Source organism: Brevibacterium zhoupengii (assembly GCF_021117425.1).
Lineage (GTDB): Bacteria > Actinomycetota > Actinomycetes > Actinomycetales > Brevibacteriaceae > Brevibacterium > Brevibacterium zhoupengii.
This window is the reverse complement of record NZ_CP088298.1, coordinates 837352-857177: the sequence shown is the minus strand read 5'-3', so window position 1 is coordinate 857177 and position 19826 is coordinate 837352. Positions and strand designations below refer to the sequence as shown.

The window sequence follows — 19826 nt, the reverse complement described above, 5'->3', positions numbered from 1 at the left end:
CAGAGGTCTGCCCTGAAAATACCCGCCTGTGCCATACTTTCGGACCCTAACAGCTTCCTGTGAGCTTCTCAAAGGAATCCTGGCACTACCCGGCGCAGAAGAGGAAGTTCAGCCGAGCTCGACGAGGATGACTCCGACGACGATGCAGCCGATCCCCAACATCATCCGTCGGGTCAGCGGATCTTTCCAGATCACGCGCCCGAGCAGGCAGACCAGGACGACGCCGATGGCCGACCACAGACCGTAGGCCACGCCGAGAGGCATCCCCGCGGCGAGGGTGAGGCTGAGGAAGAAGAACGCCAGGGCATAGCCCGCGCCCACGGGAATGAGCCACCGCTTCCGGTGCATTCCGACGCTGGCGCGCAGACTCAGGGTGGCACCGACTTCGCAGACGACGGACAGCAGCAGCCAGAACCAGCTCATGCGATCACCTCCTCGCCCGTTTCACGAGGTTTGTCCTTGGTCGAGGTTTCGACCAGGACGACGCCGACGATGATGATCGCGATCCCGATCATGGCGCCGATGCTCAGAGTGTCACCGAAGACGACCATTCCCAGAACGGCGACGAGAGCAACACCGAAGGCGGCCCAGGTCCCGTAGACCACGCCGATCGGCAGGCCCAGGCGAAGGGTGAACCCAAGGAGAGTGAATGCCAGCGCGTAGGAGATGACGACGAGGGGAATCCAGAGGGGATTCTCGATCGTGGCTCGCAGCATCAGAGTTCCCGCGACTTCGGCGATGACGGCACCAGTCAGCAGCACCCACTTCCTCTTCATGCTTCCACCTCCTGCGCTGTCTTTTCCTGCGCTGTCTCTTCCTGTGCTGCCTCTGCGCTGTCGACGAGTGCCAGCGCGTGACCCCGGACGGCTGCGAGGTCATCGGCCAGGAACACTCCGGTGGCCTCTGACATCCAGGCGCCGTCGGCGCAGAATCGGGCCGTCGTCAGCAGGCCGCGAGCGCTTGCACCGAGACCTGAGATGTCGAACCACGGGCTGAGGCAGCGATCCCACGATGCGGCAAGCGTGGGGTGATAGAGCGCATCGGAGAAGATCCAGTAGTCGGCTCGTGACACCTCGGCCGTGGTCGCGACCGAAACGTAGGCGCGATGCCGGTCGAACGCAGACAGCTCGACGGGCTCACTGCCGGTATGGTCGTGCAGTCGCTGATGCCACTGCTGTGCGGCGTGATCGACGAGGCCGAGCATGAGCGCTTCCTTGTTCGGGAAGTGATACATCAGTCCCGGCTTCGTCAGGCCCGCGGCCTGCGCGACGGACTCGAGGGAGATGGTGACTCCTTGGATGGAGTCATTGCTCTCAGCCAGCGTCTTCGCAGCCTGCAGAATGCGCCCACGTGTGTCATTGACCATGCCTTCACTTTACCTTCCGGTTGGTAAAGTCCGCGAGGGGTGGGCAGGGTGAGACCAGTCACCGCCCGGTGTTGAGCGGCCACGCTCAGCGGGCAAGGTTCAACTGGCCAGGTAGCGCGCCTCGATCAGCTCCACGATCTCTTCGCTGGCAGCCACAGCATCGAACTTCGGGTCTTCGACAGCCTCGGCGACTACCGCGTCGATGGCTCCGCCGACGATGAGCGCGGCGGTGCGCAGCTCGACTTCATCCGTTGCTCCGCGCGACTTTCGCGCCGCTGCCAGAAAGTCTGCCACCGGCTTCCACCGTACCGAGCTCTCCGCCCGCTCCCCTCCGTGGATCAGCGCTTCGATGCTCACGCGGGCGTGGCTGGGATACCTGACGAAATGAGCCACCAGGGAACGCACATATGCAGCGGGACGCTCCTCCACCTCGGCGGCCTCAACCGCTCCACCGACCGATTCGACTACCGCGTCGAGCACATGCCGGTACGCGCTGCTGACCAGATTCGACTTGTCGGTGAAGTGGTAGAGGACGGTCGGCTTGGTCACTCCTGCGCGGTCAGCGATCTGTGACAGCGACACACCTGAATACCCATGATCAGCGAGGAGCTCGATGGTGACGTCGATGATCTGCACGCGCCGGGCACGCCGGGTGAAGGTCAACGCCGGTTCACGTGATCGTGCCTCTGCAGGGTCTTGTGTCATGCAGTGATTCTACCTTACGGTTGAAGTACTGACCGATCGGTAGAGGGGATCTGATGGACGCTGACAATGAACGACGCGCCCGACCGTGGCTGCTGCGTCCTCGGGTGCTCGTGCCGATGATTGCTGCCCTGTCGATCGCGGCCCTCTGCGGATACTTCCTCCGGCCTCCATCGCCTGTCGGCCATTGGAACAACGCCGAGGGGGAGGCCGAGTTCTTCACCGCCTACGATCAGGCATTCGAGAGTATGCCGGAGCCGGCGGAGACGATGGACGTTCGCACCAGCTTCGGCGTTGTCCGCGTCTACCGGTTCGCCGGGACCGGAGACGCCTCACCGATGCTGCTGTTGCCGGGAACCGCTTCGTCGACACCGGTCTGGGCGGACAACATGCCGTCTCTGCTCAAGCTCGGCGACGTCTACACACTCGATCTCCTCGGCGAACCGGGCCGCAGCATCCAGGCATCTCCGATTTCCGATGCTGAGGACGAAGCCGAATGGCTCGCCGAGACGGTCGCTGCGCTTCCAGAGGACTCGGTGAACCTGATCGGGCTCTCGTTGGGCGGTTGGACGGCGGCCAATCTCGCCATCCGCCACCCGCAGCATGTGAAGACGCTGACCCTCATCGATCCTGTCCAGACCTTCGACGGCATACCAGTGGAGACGATCCTGCGCGCGATCCCCGCCACCGTGCCGTGGTTTCCCAAGGCCGGACGCGATGCCTTCAATTCGTATACGGCCGGAGGCATCGAGGTCGAGGATGTGCCGGTGGCAGACATGATCGAGGCCGGGATGCACCACTACTCGATGAAGAAGCCCCAACCGACTCGGATCACGGAGCCGGAGCTGGCCGACCTATCGATGCCCGTCCTGGCGATCATTGCGGGACGCTCGGTGATGCATGACCCGGAATCCGCCACAGCAACGGCACGGCGAGCTTTGGGCACCGAAGCAGTCCAAGTCTATGACGACGCCTCGCATGCCCTCACCGGAGAATATCCCGACGAGATCGCAGCCGACATCGGGGACTTCATCACTCGCCTCTGACTAGCGGCCCCGTCAGTTCAGCAGTGCCCGGTCCCCCAGTGTCGCGCCCTTGAGCTTGGAGAATTCACCCAGCAGAGTCTTCACCGTCAGCGACTTCTTCTCTTCAGCCGAGGCCTGATAGATGATCTCGCCCTCGTGCATCATGATGAGCCTGTTGCCCAGCGCGATCGCCTGTTCCATGTTGTGCGTGACCATGAGCGTGGTCAGCCCGTCATTGGACACGATCTTCTGCGTCAGATCCGTCACGAGTGCCGCACGCTGCGGGTCGAGTGCTGCGGTGTGCTCGTCGAGCAGCAGGATGCGCGGCTGGGTGAACCCGGCCATGAGGAGACTCAGCGCCTGGCGCTGTCCGCCGGTGAGCAGACCCACCTTGGTCTTCAACCTGTTCTCCAGGCCGAGTTCCAACGTGGCCAGCTCATCGCCGAACAGGTCCCGCCTCGCCGAGGTGGTCCCTCGTCCCAGCCCCCGTGTCTTGCCGCGCTTGAGCGCCAGAGACAGGTTCTGTTCGATCGTGAGGTCCGGGGCGGTGCCGGCCATCGGATCCTGGAATACTCGACCCAGATACTTGGCTCGCTTGTACTCGGGCATCCGGGATACCTCGGCGCCGTCGATCGTGATCGATCCGGAGTCGATGGGAAGTCGGCCCGAGATCGTGTTGAGCAGGGTCGACTTTCCCGCGCCGTTGGAGCCGATGACGGTGACGAAGTCGGACTCTTCGAGTTCGAGGGACAGGTTCTGCAGGGCCTTGCGTTCGTTGACGGTGCCGGGGAAGAAGGTCTTCGAGATGGTATCGATCTTGAGCATGTGTCTCAGTCCTCCTTCGATTCTGAGCCGGCAGCTGTGCCTGCGGCCTTCGCAGACGACCCCGCGGTGACGCTGGTGGTGTCTTCACGGATGTCGACCGTGCCGGCAGGAACCTGTGCGCCCGCTTCGTTGGCAGGATCGTCGGCGGCCACACCCTTCTCGGGGGCCCGATTGCCACGGGATCTCAACGAGGGTATCCGTTTGAGGAATCCCCATCTGGGCAGCAGGAGCGCAATCACGACGAGCAGCGCGGTCGTCAGCTTCATGTCGTTGGTGTCGAGTCCGGCGCGCAGGGCCAGGAAGATGATGAGACGGTAGATGACCGAACCCATGAGGGCGCCGAGGCTGGCCATGAAGATGTTGCGGCTGCCGAAGACTGCCTGGCCCAGAATGACCGAGGCGAGTCCGACGAGGATAAGGCCGATGCCCATGCTGATGTCGGAGAACCCTTGGTATTGGGCGATGAGGGCGCCGCAGAGTGCGACGAAGCCGTTGGACAGCGCCAGCGTGAGCATCGTCGTGTTGTCGGTGTTGACGCCGAGGCTGCGGATCATCTGTCGGTTGTTGCCGTTGGCCTGGATCGCCAGTCCCAGGTCGGTGGTGAGGAACCAGTCGATGGCGAACTTGAGAATGAGGGTGAAGGCGAGCAGCACGGCGATGGAGACCCAGGTGCCCAGCAGCATGTTCTCCCGCAGTGGGGTGAACACGGTGTCTTCTCGCAGGAGCGGGAGGTTCGCCTTGCCCATGATGCGCAGATTGATCGACCACAGACCGATCATCGTCAGAATTCCGGCGAGCAGTCCGTCGATTCCGCCCTTGGTGTGGAGGAGTCCGGTGATGTAGCCGGCGATGAGTCCTGCGCCGATGGCTGCCAAGGTTGCCAGGAAGGGGTTGACCCCGGCGATGATCAAGGATGCTGCGGTGGCACCACCCGTGGTGAAGCTTCCGTCGACGGTGAGGTCGGGGAAGTTGAGAACCTTGAAGGTCAGGTAGACCCCGAGCGCCATCGCTCCGTAGATGAGCCCGAGTTCCAGTGCTCCGAACATGTGTTTCCGATCAGGTGGTGATGTGAGGCGTGGGTAGGTGTCGCCGGCCGGTCACAGGACCAGGGAGGTCACGAGACTCGGCCGATCACGGGACGCGGCCGGCGACGGGGGTCGATCAGTCGATGACCTTGTCGGCTTCGTCGATGAGCTTCTTCGGAATCTCAACGCCCTGGGCCTTGGCGGCCTTCGGGTTGACGACGAGCTCGAGGTCGGAGCTGGTCTCGACTGGCATATCGGCTGGCTTCTGGCCGTCCTGGAGGATCTTCAGCGCCATCTTGCCGGTCTGCTCGCCCAGCTTCGTGTAGTCGATGCCGCGAGTGATCGCCGCACCCTGTTCCACCTGGCCTGCTTCCGACCCGACGAGGAGCGCCTTGTTCTTCTCGGCTGCCTGGACCATGGTCGTCACGGCCGAGACGACGTTGTTGTCGGTCGGAACATAGTAGGCGTCGACCTTGCCGAGGGAGTCCACAGCCTGTGCCAGCTCACTGGAGTTGGCGATCGTGGCTTCCTTGATCTCGACGCCCATGTCCTTCGCAGCCTTCTTGGCAAGATCCACCTGCACCTGCGAGTTGACCTCACCGGAGCTGTAGACGATGCCGACGGTCTTGGCATCGGGATTGAGGTCCTTGACGAGCTCAAGCTGATCGGCGACGGGGTTGAGGTCGGAGGTACCGGTGACGTTGGCGCCCGGTGCATCGTCAGACTTCACGAGGCCGGCTTCTTGGGCGTCGGTGACGGCGGTGAAGAGCACGGGAACGTTGGTGATCGCCTGCGCGGCTGCCTGGGCTGCAGGGGTGGCCACTGCGAGGACGAGGTCGAGGTCCTCGTTGGCGAAGGTCTGCGCGATCGAGGTCGCGTTGGCCTGCTCGCCCTGAGCGTTCTGCTCATCCCATTCGACGGTGACATCAGCATCTTCGAAGGACTTCTTGAATCCGGCACTGGCCGCGTCGAGCGCCGGGTGCTGAACCAGCTGGGAGATGCCGATCGAGTAGGAATCGCCGCCCTCGCCCTCACCGCCGGAACCGTCTCCACCTGAACAGGCTGACACCGCAATAACCGAACTCACCGCCACAATCGCTGTGGCCAGACGCCTGAGACGCATTCTTCTCCCCTTTGAAAAAACCGGTCCACCTGTGCAGAACCGGGACGAACCCTGTCATCTGTTCCCGGTCGGGCCCAACGGTGGGTCGCACGTGGAACTGCAGACGACCCACGCACCGATACGATTCAGATCATTCTGATTCCGCAGTCGGCCAGGGGTGCGACTGTGATGACAACCACTCTATTGGGCGCCGCTGACACGACCGACCAAAACAGGGTTTTGGAGACAATCGTCCCGGTATTGTTATCTGTCGCGACAAACGTCCCCTGGTGCTGCGCATCCGCCGCCCATGCGTCCCGGTCCGGCGCCCCCGCAGGGACGCCGCACCAGAGGATCAGGCGTCGATGTCGACGTCCGATCGGCCCAGCACGTCGAGGATCCATGCGAAGTCGAAGGCGGTTTCCTTCCACGAGTCGTATCGTCCGGAGGCACCACCATGGCCGGCGACCATTTCGGTCTTGAGCAGCACATCGGCGCCGACCTCACGCAACCGGGCGACCCATTTGGCCGGTTCGACGTAGAGGACTCGGGTGTCGTTGAGCGAGGTCACGGCCAAGATCTTCGGGTGAGCCACCTCGGCGACGTTCTCGTACGGCGAATAGGAGCGCATGTATTCGTAGACGTCCGCGTCGTGGAGCGGGTCGCCCCACTCCTCCCATTCGATGACGGTCAGGGGCAGTTCGGGCATGAGGATCGACGTCAGCGCATCGACGAAGGGCACGTGGGCGCTGACCCCGGCGAAGAGCTCGGGTGCCATGTTCGTCACCGCTCCCATCAGCAGTCCGCCGGCAGAGCCTCCTGTGGCGACGAGCTGGTCCGGGCTCGTCCATCCTGTGTCCACAAGGTGGCATCCGGCAGCGATGAAGTCGGTGAAGGTGTTCTTCTTCACCGTGGTCTTACCCTGGTCGTACCAGTGGCGGCCCATCTCCCCGCCGCCGCGCACGTGTGCGATGGCGAAGACGACCCCGCGGTCGAGCAGGGAGAGCCGGGACACGGAGAAGTACGGGTCCATGCTCATTTCGTAGGAGCCGTACCCGTAGAGCACCAGCGGTGCGGGCTTGGCTGGGGCCTGCTCGTGGGAGTCACCTGCCCTCGCCGAGGTGGCTGTACCGGAATCGAGATCGATGAGGTCGGTGCGGTAGACCAGGGAGATCGGGATCTGGGTTCCGTCCTCGGCGTTGGCCCAGACGAGGGATTCGCCGTAACGGTCGAGGTCGACCGACCCGAGAACGGGCTGGCGTTTGAGCACCGTGTCAGTGCCGTCTGCGACGCTGTGCTGATAGATCACAGCGGGCGTGGACATGGAGGTGAAGAGGAGTCGGATGCTCGTCTGTGTGAACTCCGGGTTGCCGGCGAATCCCAGGGTTCCGGTCTCGCGAGAGAACGGCAGCTCCTGCAGTGGGCCGAAGGGTGAGCCGGTGCCCAGTTCGATGATGCCGACTCGGGCGAACCCGCCTCGGCGATAGCTGACGACGATGAAGTCGGCGAAGGCATCGACGTCCTCGATGCGCAGCCCGTCGACGTCGTCGAGCAGCACCCGCCCCAGAGACGCCGGGTCGGCAATGGCACCGGGCTCGTCGACAGCGTCAACGGGCTCCCGTGCGGTGCCGGCCGGATCGGAGGCGGGAACGTCGATGATGTCGAAGTCATCGCGGTCTTGGTTGTGGGTGATGAGAAAACGATCTTCACCGGCGATGACCGCGTGTTCCACGGAGTATTCGACACCGTCCACACGTGGCCAGACCACCTGCGGGGCGGCGTCGAGGTCATCGGCCTTCAGCGACCAGAAGCCGGTGGTGGTCTTGGACCCGGTGACGATGAACATGTACGTGCCGGATCGGGAGAATCCCGATCCGACGAAGAACCGTTCATCGGGTTCATGGAAGATGCAGACATCGTCGCTGCTGTCGGTGCCCACGACATGACGCCACACCTTCTCCGGGCGCCAGGCCTCGTCGACGGTGGTGTAGAAGACGAAGCGACCGGCGGGGTCGATCGAGGCACCGGCGAAGGTTCCTTCGACGGTGTCGGGCAGGTCTTCGCCTGTGCTCAGGTCGCGCAGCCTCAGCGTGTACCGCTCGTCGCCGGAGTTGTCGACGCCGAAGAGCAGGTACCGACCGTCGTCGGTGAGGGAGAAGGTGCCGAGTGAGAAGAAGTCCTGACCTTCGGCTGCGATGTTCGAGTCGAAGATGACTTCCTCGCCGGGCAGCGGTTCCTCGCCGACCTCGGGTGGAGTCCAGTCGGCATCGTCGGAGATGGGCGCCCGGACGCTGATCCCGTAGTCCAGACCTGCCTTCGTACGGGAGAAGTACCAGTAGCCTCCGCGCCGGGTCGGCACCGACATGTCGGTTTCCTTGATCCGGGTCTTGATCTCGGTGAAGATCGAATCACGCAGGGGCTCGAGCTGGGATGTCTGTGCATTCGTCCACTCGTTCTCGGCCTCGAGGTGAGCGATGACCTCCGGGGACTCCTTCTCGCGCATCCATTCGTAGTCATCGATGAAGGTGTGGCCGTGGTGGGTGCGCTCATGGGGGATCTTCTTGGCAACGGGGGCGCCGGGGGCAGTGTCATTCATGGTCCCAGCCTAACTACCTTGAGTGCGACGACGGTGCACACATGTGGACGGTGTGCTCACGACGCATTGCACCCGGCCTTCGGCTCCCCCGCCACACACGTCAATCACTCTCGCTTCCCGGTGAGCAGAATGAGCAGAACGCGATCAGTGCGCACAACCGCGTAATGTGACGCGCATCAACCTAAGCTATGACGAGCCTCACATGTAGTTCACAACTGATATGAAAGTTTGGTCAATGACGAACCAATCCGCCTCAGACCCTGGCGCAGATCCGCGGCCCGAGCCGGCCCATCCGAATCGGCGCATGTTCGGTCGCATCGCCTACGGTGTCATCGCAGTGGCAGCCATCGGAACGGCCACCACCTACTCAGTCAAAGCAGCTTCGGCCAAGGGCGACCTCTCATCGAATCTCACGCTCATCGCACCTGCCGGTGCCGGTGGCGGTTGGGATGGTTTCGCCCGAGAGACCCAGCAGGCCATGCGAGTGAACAATCTGGCCAACAACTCCCAGGTCGTCAACATCCCCGGAGCCGGTGGCACCATCGGCCTCGGCAAGTTCTCCACCATGGCCGGTCAGGCCGACACCATTCTGGCCACCGGCACTGCAATGGTCGGCGGCATTGCGCTCAACAAGTCGCCCGTCGGTTTCGACGACACGACCCTGCTGGCGCGGGTCGCGGAGGACTATGACGTGCTCATCGCCGCCGCTGATTCCCCCTACAACACGATCGACGACGTCATCAGCGCCTGGAAGAAGGACCCGGAAGGGTTCGTCTGGACAGGCGGATCCGCCGGTTCCGTCGATCATCTCACCATTGCGCAGCTGGCTCTGCTGGCCGGTATTCCTGCCTCGGGCATCACCTATATTCCGAAGTCCGGCGGCGGAGAGGCGATCCAGACGCTGCTCTCGGGCACCACGGACTTCGCCTCCTGTGGCTTCAACGAAGTCTCGGACCAGATCGAAGCCGGTCGCGTCAAGGCCCTCGGCGTGGCCGCGCCGAAGCGCATCGCCGGCTTCGATGACGTTCCCACAATGACAGAGCAGGGCTACAAGGTGACCCTGACCAACTGGCGCGGCTTCCTCGGCGCCCCCGGCATCAACGAGGACCAGACCGGGCAGCTGGTCGACATTCTCAAACAGACCCGCGACAGCGCGGAATGGGCCGACGCCCTCGACCGCAACAAATGGACAGACGTGTGGCTGACCGGTGATGAGTTCGCAGAGTTCATCAAAGAGGACACCTCCCGGATTGAGAAGCTGCTGAAGGAGTTGGGACTGTGAGCACCACCGCGTCAACCAAGAAGACGACCAGGACGGCCCACCTCGGTGCCGGAACCTGGTGGCAGGGTCGATCAGGCCTCCTGGTCCCCCTCATCATGGCCGGATTCTCCACCTACCTGCTCATCGGCATCCTCACGATGGAAGTCGCCGAAGACGCCGATCAGCCGGGGCCGCAGTTCTTCCCCATGATCATCATGATCGTCGGCTACGTCCTCACCGTCCTGCTCACGATCGCCTATATCCGCAATCCCGAACCCGTCGACGTCGATGACGATCTCCCCGCCGAGGTGGAGGAGGAGAAGGCGTTCTCGACACCTGTCACCTCGGCGGTCTCGGCTTCACGCCTCGACCCGCATGAGGAGGATGAACCGGCCCAGGATCGCCAGGCACTTGCCAAAGCACGAGCCGAAGACTCCTCGCACCGCACGCACAGTGACTTCGTGTCCCTGGCCTGGGGCGCCGGTGGCTTCGCCGCGTTCGCCCTCATCCTCGAGTTCGCCGGGTGGATCCTCGCCGCAGCTCTCCTGTTCTGGTGTGTGGCCCGGTCGATGGGGTCGAAGCGACCGCTGTTCGACCTCACCATGGCACTGACATTCTCGTCCTTGGTCTACATCGCGTTCTCGGTGTTGCTGGGGCTCAATCTTCCTTCGGGAATCCTGGGAGGTGGCTTCTGATATGGACGCTCTCATGTCCCTCTTCGAAGGCTTCACGCACGCGCTGACGCCGATGAACCTGCTGTGGGTCCTCGTCGGCTGCTTCCTCGGCACCGCCGTGGGCGTGCTGCCGGGCCTGGGCTCGTCGATGGCCGTGGCACTGCTGCTGCCGATGACCTTCGCCCTTGACCCGACCGGCGCATTCATCATGTTCGCCGGCGTCTACTTCGGTGGTCTCTTCGGTGACTCCACCATGGCCATCCTGATGAACACTCCTGGTCAGGCATCGGCGATCGCCTCAACGTTCGAAGGCCACAAGATGGCCCGCAATGGGCGAGCGCCGCAGGCTCTGGCCACGGCCGCGATCGGGGCCTTCATCGGCGGCTTCATCTCCTGCTGCCTGGTCGTGTTCGTTGCACCGGCATTGGCGGACTTCTCGACGAACTTCGGCCCGGCCGAGTTCTTCGCACTCGCGCTGTTCGCATTCGTGGCAACGTCCTCGGTCGTTGCGGACTCCGTGCTCAAGGGCCTCATGGCTTTGGTCCTCGGCATCGGATTCTCGGTCATCGGCATCGATTCGGTCTCCGGCACCGAGCGCTTCACCATGGGTGTTCCCGAGCTCTTCGACGGAGTTTCACTGGTCACCGTGACCGTGGCGATCCTGGCCCTGGGCGAAGTCTTCTTCATCGCCTCGCGGATCCGCCGCAAGGTCAACGACAACACGATCAACTCCTCGGGTCGACCCTTCCTCTCCCGCAAGGAGTTCGGCGAGGCCCTGCCCGCGTGGCTGCGTGGGACTGCCATCGGTCTGCCCTTCGGCGTGATTCCCGTCGGTGGTGCCGATGTGCCGACGTTCATGTCCTATGGTCTCGAGCGCAAACTCGACTCGAAGCGCAAGGACCCGCAGTTCGGTGACAAGGGCGCCATCCGCGGCCTGGCCGGTCCCGAGTCGGCAGGTTCTGCCACGACCGGCATCGCCATGGGCGCCCTGTTGGCCCTGGGTCTGCCGATCTCCGCGACGGCTGCCATCATGCTCGCCGCATTCCGTCAGTACGGTCTGCAGCCGGGACCGCTGCTCTTCGATCGGTCTCCGGAACTTGTCTGGGGTCTGCTGGCGAGTTTCTTCATCGCCATGATCGTCCTGCTCATCATCAACCTGCCTTTCGCTCCCCTGTGGGCGAAGCTGCTCAAGATCCCGGATCCCTACCTCTACGGCGGCATCGCGGTCTTCTGCGGCTTGGGCATCTACGCCACCTCGGCCTCGCAGTTCGAGCTCATGATTCTGCTGGGAATCGGCATCATCAGCTTCGTGCTCAAGCGCTACGGGGTGCCGTTGGCACCGCTGATGATCGGCATGGTCCTCGGACCGCTGGCCGAGTCCAGCCTGCGTGATGCCCTGTTGGCTTCGGGCAACGATGTCTCGGTGCTCGTGTCCTCGCCGATCACCATCGTCCTCTACATCATCCTCATCGGTGCGCTGCTCTACACCGGCATCGGCCGTGTGCTGGCACGCAAACGACAGAAGAGGAATGTCGCCGAGGCGGTGCCTCGGGACAGCGAATCGGTCGGCTCATAGGATCTGACTCCTGACGACGAGTGGCCCCGCGGATGATTCCTTCGAATCGTCCGCGGGGCCTCGTGCGTTCCGCCGATCTCAGACCAGCGCGATTCCCGTTGGGGCGCCTTCGAGCTCGGTCACCGTCCGCGAGGTGCCGCGGGTCAGGTCCACGGCGCGGATCTCCCCGGACAGGTCCGAGACGTAGGCCAGTCCGCGAGGCAGATCGGGTGCGAGTCCGATGGCTCCGTGGAAGCCGCTCCAGCACGGTCGGTGCTGTGATGGCCTCCCTCGTTGCCGGGATTCGGGCTCGCACCTGCCAGATGGCCCACGGAAGCTCCTGCAGAAATACGTCGATGTCGGCGACCTCGGCCAGAAGACCGGCCACGGATTCTTCGACTACTCGAAGGATTCAGCCGAGTCGAAGTGATGCCCTGACTCCAGGGATTTCTGCATTCACGCCTCGTAGCTGATCGGCTCCTGCTCGGCACCGTGCTTCTCGTCGGCCGTCGTCGACAGAAGACGGCCGGCGCCCTTGAGTCCGAAGCTCGTGAGTACGGCCGCGATGAGGACGAGGACAACAGCCCCACCCGCGGCCCACTGCACGCCCAGGTCGAAGGAGCCCACCGCCGCCTCGGTGATCTGCTCGCCCAGGCGACCGCCTTGGGCACCTGCCTGCTCCAGGGCCGAACCGAGGGTCTCGAACTCGGCACCTGATGCCTTGGTCCCGAGCGTCGCCTGCAGCTGAGTGCTGTAGACCATGGTGGTGAGTCCGCCGAGGACCGCGGTTCCCATCACAGACCCGAACTCGTAGGCAGTTTCGGAGATCGCCGAGGCGGCTCCTGCCTTGTTCGCGGGCACTGCGGCCAGGATGAGGTCGTTCGTGATGACCTCGGCGGTGCCCAGTCCCACTCCGAGAATGAGGAACGAGATGAGCATTCCGGCCACCGAATGCTCGGGCGTGAAGGCCACGATTCCCAGTCCGATTGCGTTGAGCACGAGGGCGCAGGGGACGACCACACGAGGCTGCAGGCGGGCGATGATCGGCACCGCCGCGTAGCCCGCGGCGATCGAGGTGATGAGTCCGGGGACCAGAACCAGCGCGGCCTCCACGGGTGAGAGCCCGAGCACCAGCTGGAGCAGCTGCGTCCCGAAGTAGAGAAATCCGGCCAGGCCCATGACACTGAGCAGGTTGGACAGCACCGCAGAGGTGAAGACCTTGTTGGCGAAGAGTCGAACGTCGAGCATCGGGTTGCTGGAGGCGAGCTGACGCACGACGAAGCCCGTACCCGCAAGCACAGTCACAGCGAGGCTGGCCCAGAAGAGCATGTCCACGCCATCGGCCATGACGTGCTTGATGGCGAAGACGAGGGGGGTAAGCATGAGCATCGAGAGCACGATCGACAGCGGATCGATCCGCCCCGGGTTCGGGTCCCTTGATTCCGGCAGCAGGAGGAGGGCCGCGGGGATGAAGATCGCGATCAGCGGCAGATTGATGAAGAAAACGGAACTCCAGTGGAAGTGCTCGAGCAGGATGCCGCCGACGATGGGCCCGAGCGCGGCACCGCCGCTGAACATGGCAGCCCAGGTGGCGATCGCGACGCGGCGGTCCTTGTCGTTGAGGAAGATATTGCGGATGAGCGAGAGGGTCGACGGCATCAGCGTGGCACCGAAGAGGCCGAGCAGCGCACGAGCGACGATGAGCATCTCTGCCGTGGTGGAGAACGCCGCCAGCAGCGAAGCAAGCCCGAAGCCGACAGCGCCGATGACGAGCAGCTTGCGGCGCCCGACTCGGTCACCGATGCTGCCCATGGCGATGAGGAGGCCCGCGAGCATGAGCGCATAGATGTCGACGATCCAGAGGAGCTGAGTACCTGTGGGATGGAGGCCGGTGCTGATGGCCGGTATCGCGAATCCCAAGACGGTGTTGTCGATCGAGATGAGCAGAACAGGGATCATCAGCACAACCAGGCCAGCCCATTCGCGCCTGCCGGCGCGCACGTGTGGTGTCTGCGTTGTGAACATGAAATCCACTGTACCGTCTAGACGGTACAGTTAAAAGTCAGGGCACGAATTTCTCAGCTCATTCCCACTGACATCGTCGTGCTCAGACCTCCGTCGAGCGGGATCACAGTCCCGGTAAGGTAGGAGCTCGCCTGCGAGAGCAGGAAGGTGAGAACTCCTGTCACATCGTCGGCGGTGCCGATGCGCTGCAGCGGGTTGGCGGCCGCGATCTCATCGCCCTTCTCCTCAAGGATCCACGACATCATCTTCGTCGGAAACGGTCCCGGAGCGACAGCATTGACGAGGATCGTCGGGGCCAAGGTGGCCGCCATATGTCGGGTGAGATGGTGGACCGCAGCCTTGGACGCCGAATAGGAATAGTTCTCATAATTGGGCACCGCCAGCCCGTCGATGGATCCGATGTTGATGATCCGCGACGGGCCTGCACCACGTTCGGCACCGGCTTCGAGCAGTGGACGAGCGCGCTGGGCCAGGGCGAAGGGGGCCTTGACATTGGCTCCGAGGACCTTGTCCCAAGCATGGTCGGGGAATTCGTCGAATGAGGCTCCCCAGGTGGCCCCTGCATTATTGATCAGAGCATCCAGATGGTCGGTCTGTTCGGCCACGGCATCGACCAGCTGGCTCCGACCAGCCTCGGTGGTGATGTCGGCAGCGATCGCGTGGATCTCACCAAACTCTGACAGAGCCTGTCCTGCTTCGAGCGCAGCCTCCTTCTTGCGGGAGGAAATGAAGACTGTGGCCCCCTGACGCAGCAGGCCTTCTGCGATCATGCGGCCGATGCCGCGGGCGCCGCCCGTAATGAGGATCCGTTTGCCGCTGATGTCGAACATGGTTCCAGTAGTCACTGTCGCACTGCCTCTGCAGTGTCGAAGAGCCGAACATACTGCCTGCGAAGTTCGTGCTTCTTCACCTTGTTGCCGACAGTCTCGGGTAACTCGTCGACGAAGATCACGGCCTTGGGTGCTTCGAAGCCGGCCAGTCGGGTCTTGGCGAACGCGATGATTTCATCTTCGTCGACCGTGCACTCCGGTATGGTCCGCACGAGGACTGTTACGGCCTCACCCCACCGTGGGTGGGGCAGGCCGATGGCGACCGCACGGTCGACAAGGTGATGAGTGCTCACCACTGACTCGACGCGGATCGAGGATACGTTCTCCCCTCCGGTCTTGATGACATCCTTGATCCGGTCGTTGAGGATGCGCAGCCCCTTTTCGCCTGTACGGAAGGCGTCACCGCCGTGGAACCAACCGTCAGCAAAGGCTTCGGCAGTGGCCTGCGGATTGTTGTAGTAACCGGCCATGAGAGCCGGCGAGCGATAGATCCCTTCGCCGACACCCCCGTCGCCATCATCGCTGCCGCCCGGCTTCTTGATGCTGCCGTCGGCATCCATGATCGCAGCCGCTGTCAGCGGATGTGGCAGGCCGACGTAGTTCTCCTGCGGCGAGGTCCGCGCATGGAGCTCCTCATCGGCGCCGATCCAAAACCGGTGCATGATGCACATCTCCGTCTGTCCGATTACACCGACCACCAGCACGTCCGCTCCCATAGAGTCTTTGACCGAGGCATACGACTCGGCTCGCAGAGGGGCGAAGGAATGAAGGATGCTCGTCACCGATCCGGCATCCAGTCTCGGGTCCCGACGCAGTTCGGCATCAAGATGTTCGAGCATCTGTGGTGAACCCACGTGCATCGTCGTGATGTGATGCTGGTCGATGGCGAAAGCCAACTCCCTGGCATCAGGCCTGCGCCCAACCACCACTCGCCCGCCGGCCAGCAACGCGGCATAGATGAGCACCTCGCTGACGTGATAAGTCACCGACACGAAGATGCCTGCCACCGAGTCGAATTCGAAACGCTGCCCACGAGTGACGATTCCCATCGAGGACAGAGCCTCGAACATCGTCTTCGAGTGTGATCCCATGACGCCCTTGGGCAGTGCCGAGGTTCCAGAGGTGAACTGAATCTGCCAGATGTCGTCACCGTGAATGGTGACATCGGGTTCGTTCGCAGGAGCCTCGGAGATGAAATCTGCAAAGCTCACTGCCCCGTCCGGCAGCGGTCCGCCGACCGCGACGGTGGTCAAGGTGCCGACGTTCTCCGACTCGAACACGGGCCGGACACGGTCGGCGAATTCGGCGTCGACGACAGCCCAACGTGCCCCCATGTCCGCGATCAGCGCAGCCATCACCTCGGTGGCTAGATTCGGGTTCAACGGGGCGATCGTCACACCTGCCTTCGCCGCACCGATCTTGATCAGCACCGACTCGAGGGAGTTCTCGCAGATCATCACGAGGATCTCCCCCGGCTGGACTCCAGCAGTCAAGAGCGAATTCGCGAACTGGTTGGCCCTGTCGTCGGCCTCGGCCACGGTCACCGAGCCACCTGCGGGGTTCTCGGCGGCACCGATGTGGCCGGTGAGGACCGTGCGGTTCGGCTGACTCCAGCGCATCCGTTCGAAGATATCGCCCATCGACAGCCTGTGCAGGCGGGAGTCGGCTCGCCTGCCGCGAAGTGTCGTCACATCGAATTCCACTGCGTATGTCCCCTTCACTCAGACGCTGATGTTCTCGACTGTTGGCACAGCACCGTCCATGTCACGCATCAGCCGGGACTTGTGGACGGCAGCGTAGACCAACGGAGCACCGACTGCCGTCAATGGCCAGATGATGTAGACGAACACCGCGGTCGTGGTCGGCAGGCCGCCGAGCATGGCGGAGCTGCCGGTGTACGCGTGCGCGACGACGAAAAGCGCGATCAGGACGAGGGAGAAAGCACTGATGAGGATCAGGTTGGCCCGGCTCCACTTATCGGTGGAATTCAGTGCGCCGAAGAGCATCATCACATAGGCAAGGAGCGGAACTGCATAGTAGAGGGCCTGCCAGACATCGAAGATGCTTCCGACCGCAGTGGCGAGGCACGCCAGGGTGACGATGAGGACGAGCACATCGGTCTTGTCGAGCCCTTTCGCTGTCACTGACTTCATGGCTGCTGCTCCCCTAGGTGTTCCGCTTCCGCTGTTGGCGTTGATGCCGTAGGCATGGGCGAAGCCTTCCTGTGAACCGCGTGATGGGAACAGCAGGGAGATGACGACGAACAGGACCGCAGCGGTCGCGATGACCATTGCCCCATCCTGCATGTAGGTGGGAATGGTGATGATCTCCTCGCTCGTGAGGATAGTGAGCACCAGGTTGCCGAGGACGCCGAAGGACACGGCGATGGTTGTCGCCAATCCGGTGGCGCGCTTCCAATACAGCCCGAAGACGACCGGAGCAAACACCGCCGAGGCGAAGGCTGCCCAGCCGATGGCGCCGAGGAGGAAGACGACCTGCGTGAGATAAAGAGCGAACACCAGCGAGCACAGAACCACGAAGGCGCTGGCCAACCGGTTCCACATCAGCTCACGGTGGACGACCTTGCCCAGCGAGCTGGTGAGGTCACGCACCAGTGATGAGGCTCCGATGGTGATGAAGGAGCTAGCGGAGGACATGATCGCCGCGAGCAGTCCGGCCAGGGCGAACCCGGCGAACGCCGGTGTCGTCATGTTGTCGAGGAACCACGTTGTGGTGTTGTCGGCGTTGTCGAACTGGGGTGCCCTGCCCTCGAAGGTCAGTGCGCGGGTTGCCAGGCCGATGGACAGGGCGAACAGGGTCGTCACCGAGTAGCCGAGGGCCGCGACGAGTGAGCCCCAGCGCAGCTGTGACCCTGATTTGAGCATGAGGAACTTCGTTGCCAGCTGCGGCTGGGCGGCGGTGCCGAGAATCGCCAGGAAGATGAAGCCGAAGATCCAGGTCATCGGCTGTGTCGCATCGATCTTGAGGAATCCGATGTCGTTCTCTGCGATCGTGGCCAGCATGGCTGACCATCCGCCCACGGTGTTCGTGGCGATGAAGAATGCGGCCACGGCCATAACGATCATGAGCAGGCCCTGGATGAAGTCCGTCCAGACCGCAGCGAGCATTCCACCGGCGATCGTGTACGCGGCGACGATGGCGGAGCCGATGATGGCGCCGACGGTGAGGCTGATGCCGAAGATCAGGGACATAATCACGCCGAGAGCTGTCACCTGCGCTGTCATATAGGCGACCGAGCCGATGAACATCGCGATCGACATCGACATATGGGCCGACCGGTTCGGGTAGCGGACGCGGATGATGTCCGGGATGGAGTAGACCTCATGGGCTCGGGCTACCCGATGCAGGCGCGCGCCGAGGAGGAACCATGCCAGTGCGAACCCCAATGGTACGAGGAGTGCTGCTCCGACGACGGCCTGAATGCCCCAGGCGTTGGTATTGGCCGTGTGGCCGATCATCCCGAACCCGCTTTGGATCGAGGAGAAGGATGCGATGGCCATGACGAAGAAACCGAGCGACTGCCCGGCGACCAGGAAGTCCTTGGCCCCTTTCATTCTGGTGTTCGCCCAATAGCCGATGGCGAACATAACGATGAAGTAGACGATGACGATGGCCAGAACGATTGTCATGATTGCACCTTTGCAGTGACGGTCGGATCGGACGGTGTGGCTGTGTTGCTCGGTGTGGCTGAAGCTGTGGGAAATTCGTCGGTCGTGGTCATTTCGAGATAGCGACCGGTCTGGTCGAAGGCGGAACCGGTGATCACCGTGGCGGAGACATCGCTGATCGCCTCCCAGTGTGCGGCAATTGCCTCGGGGCTGCGTTCGTCTTCGGAGAGGAAGACTCCTGCTGCCTCGACCATCTTGGCAACGGCGAAGACTCCCCCACCGGCGCCCAAGATCGTCTTCGTCGGAGCGTTCTCCGAGACGAGAAAGACCGCTCCAGGGGTGATCGATTCCGGTGACATGACTTTCCATGAGGCCTCGTCGAACAGTCCCTCGGTCATGTCGGTGGCGGCCGTGGGTGCCAAAGCGTTGACGCGGATTCCGTACCGTTCGCCTTCGATGGCCAGGACGTTCATGAGCCCCACGATCCCGGACTTCGCAGCACCGTAGTTCGCCTGCCCGAAGTTCCCGTAGATTCCCGACGCCGAGGTGGTCATGAGGACCCGCCCGTACTGTTGGGTGACCATGTGGGGCCACACCGCTTTGGTGCAGTGCACGGACCCCATCAGATGCACGTCGAGGACCGAACGGAATTCACCGAGGTCCATCTTCGCGAATGTCTTGTCTCGCAGTATGCCGGCGTTGTTGATCAGGATGTCGATCCGCCCCCATTCAGCGATGGTGTGACCGACCATGGCTTGAACCGCCGAGGCGTCGGTGACGTCGCACGAATATGCAATCGCCGTACCACCGGATGCGTTGATCTCCTTCGCCACCAGTTCCGCCGGGCTGTCCTCTCCACCTCGGTCGCGGATCGGGGCGATGTCATTGACGACGACGCGGGCTCCGCGCTGGGCCAGCGACAGTGCGTGAGACCGCCCCAGCCCTCCGCCGGCACCAGTCACGATTGCTACCTCTTCATTGAAGTTCACTATTGCCTAAGCCTCTCACCAGTCATACTACCGAGTATCATCCTTGATTGGGTACGAATTTATCCCGCTGGAGTACACGTGTCAAGACCCAGTTGGTCGAGTTCGACGAGATTGCTCGTTCTCGCTGCTGATTGGCCGTGTAGCCTAGCGACAACATGGTCAGGGATTCACAACATGGTCAGGGATTCGGAAAGGACAGCTAGGTGAAGTCGCTGGAAGCAG

The 19826-nt window shown here is 63.0% G+C and carries 18 protein-coding genes; 5 read left to right on the top strand and 13 right to left on the bottom strand.

Going from position 1 to position 19826, the window contains the following annotated elements; all coding sequences use genetic code 11:
* Positions 1-108: 108 nt before the first annotated feature.
* The 4 genes from LQ788_RS03830 to LQ788_RS03815 all read right to left on the bottom strand — a co-directional run bounded on the left by LQ788_RS03830 (position 109) and on the right by LQ788_RS03815 (position 2071).
* Entirely contained in the window at positions 109-423 is a 315-nt protein-coding gene (locus tag LQ788_RS03830; protein WP_069599474.1) for a DMT family transporter, read from the bottom strand.
* Positions 420-776: a DMT family transporter gene (locus tag LQ788_RS03825; RefSeq protein ID WP_231445408.1), complete on the bottom strand. Its 357-nt coding sequence runs from the start codon at positions 774-776 to the stop codon at positions 420-422. Before LQ788_RS03825 ends, LQ788_RS03830 begins: the two co-directional genes overlap by 4 nt.
* Positions 773-1366, bottom strand: a complete 594-nt coding sequence (locus tag LQ788_RS03820) for a TetR/AcrR family transcriptional regulator (protein ID WP_231445407.1) — start codon at positions 1364-1366, stop codon at positions 773-775. Before LQ788_RS03820 ends, LQ788_RS03825 begins: the two co-directional genes overlap by 4 nt.
* A gap of 99 nt (positions 1367-1465) precedes the next feature.
* Positions 1466-2071 (bottom strand): TetR/AcrR family transcriptional regulator, encoded by a 606-nt coding sequence (locus LQ788_RS03815; RefSeq protein WP_231445406.1) that lies wholly within the window; start codon positions 2069-2071, stop codon positions 1466-1468.
* A gap of 53 nt (positions 2072-2124) precedes the next feature.
* Here LQ788_RS03815 and LQ788_RS03810 point away from each other — a divergent pair, with 53 nt between their 5' ends.
* Complete coding sequence (locus LQ788_RS03810; protein WP_231445405.1) at positions 2125-3114, top strand: alpha/beta fold hydrolase; 990 nt, start codon at positions 2125-2127, stop codon at positions 3112-3114.
* 12 nt (positions 3115-3126) lie between these two features.
* On the opposite strand, the gene LQ788_RS03805 is transcribed toward LQ788_RS03810, so the two are convergent.
* The 4 genes from LQ788_RS03805 to LQ788_RS03790 all read right to left on the bottom strand — a co-directional run bounded on the left by LQ788_RS03805 (position 3127) and on the right by LQ788_RS03790 (position 8641).
* A complete protein-coding gene (locus LQ788_RS03805) occupies positions 3127-3918 on the bottom strand; it encodes an ABC transporter ATP-binding protein (RefSeq protein WP_231445404.1) in 792 nt (263 codons plus the stop codon).
* A 5-nt stretch (positions 3919-3923) separates the two neighbouring features.
* Positions 3924-4964 carry an ABC transporter permease gene (locus LQ788_RS03800; RefSeq protein ID WP_231445402.1) on the bottom strand — a complete coding sequence of 347 codons (1041 nt, stop codon included), beginning with the start codon at positions 4962-4964 and terminating at the stop codon, positions 3924-3926.
* Between the two features lie 115 nt (positions 4965-5079).
* Entirely contained in the window at positions 5080-6066 is a 987-nt protein-coding gene (locus LQ788_RS03795; RefSeq protein WP_231445400.1) for an ABC transporter substrate-binding protein, read from the bottom strand.
* 334 nt (positions 6067-6400) lie between these two features.
* Complete coding sequence (locus LQ788_RS03790) at positions 6401-8641, bottom strand: S9 family peptidase (protein ID WP_231445398.1); 2241 nt, start codon at positions 8639-8641, stop codon at positions 6401-6403.
* A gap of 235 nt (positions 8642-8876) precedes the next feature.
* On the opposite strand from LQ788_RS03790, the gene LQ788_RS03785 reads away from it, so the two are divergent.
* The 4 genes from LQ788_RS03785 (at position 8877) to LQ788_RS03770 (ending at position 12561) form a co-directional block, all read left to right on the top strand.
* On the top strand, positions 8877-9923 hold the full coding sequence (locus LQ788_RS03785; RefSeq protein ID WP_231445396.1) for a Bug family tripartite tricarboxylate transporter substrate binding protein: 1047 nt from the start codon (positions 8877-8879) through the stop codon (positions 9921-9923).
* Positions 9920-10597: a tripartite tricarboxylate transporter TctB family protein gene (locus LQ788_RS03780; protein WP_231445394.1), complete on the top strand. Its 678-nt coding sequence runs from the start codon at positions 9920-9922 to the stop codon at positions 10595-10597. Before LQ788_RS03785 ends, LQ788_RS03780 begins: the two co-directional genes overlap by 4 nt.
* 1 nt (position 10598) lies before the next feature.
* On the top strand, positions 10599-12152 hold the full coding sequence (locus LQ788_RS03775; RefSeq protein WP_231445392.1) for a tripartite tricarboxylate transporter permease: 1554 nt from the start codon (positions 10599-10601) through the stop codon (positions 12150-12152).
* Between the two features lie 220 nt (positions 12153-12372).
* Positions 12373-12561: a hypothetical protein gene (locus LQ788_RS03770; RefSeq protein WP_231445390.1), complete on the top strand. Its 189-nt coding sequence runs from the start codon at positions 12373-12375 to the stop codon at positions 12559-12561.
* 26 nt (positions 12562-12587) lie between these two features.
* On the opposite strand, the gene LQ788_RS03765 is transcribed toward LQ788_RS03770, so the two are convergent.
* From LQ788_RS03765 to LQ788_RS03745, 5 genes are read right to left on the bottom strand one after another with little or no spacing between them, the layout of a single operon-like run.
* Positions 12588-14156 (bottom strand): MFS transporter, encoded by a 1569-nt coding sequence (locus LQ788_RS03765; protein WP_231445388.1) that lies wholly within the window; start codon positions 14154-14156, stop codon positions 12588-12590.
* 53 nt (positions 14157-14209) lie between these two features.
* A complete protein-coding gene (locus LQ788_RS03760; RefSeq protein ID WP_231445386.1) occupies positions 14210-14986 on the bottom strand; it encodes an SDR family oxidoreductase in 777 nt (258 codons plus the stop codon).
* Positions 14987-14997: 11 nt separating this feature from the next.
* Positions 14998-16677, bottom strand: coding sequence for a class I adenylate-forming enzyme family protein (locus LQ788_RS03755; protein ID WP_231445384.1), 1680 nt, complete (start codon positions 16675-16677; stop codon positions 14998-15000).
* Positions 16678-16707: 30 nt separating this feature from the next.
* The gene (locus LQ788_RS03750; protein ID WP_231445382.1) at positions 16708-18636 is read right to left on the bottom strand and encodes a sodium:solute symporter family protein; all 1929 of its coding nucleotides are present in this window, start codon (positions 18634-18636) and stop codon (positions 16708-16710) included.
* Positions 18633-19604, bottom strand: a complete 972-nt coding sequence (locus LQ788_RS03745; protein WP_231445380.1) for an SDR family NAD(P)-dependent oxidoreductase — start codon at positions 19602-19604, stop codon at positions 18633-18635. Before LQ788_RS03745 ends, LQ788_RS03750 begins: the two co-directional genes overlap by 4 nt.
* Positions 19605-19826: the final 222 nt, after the last annotated feature.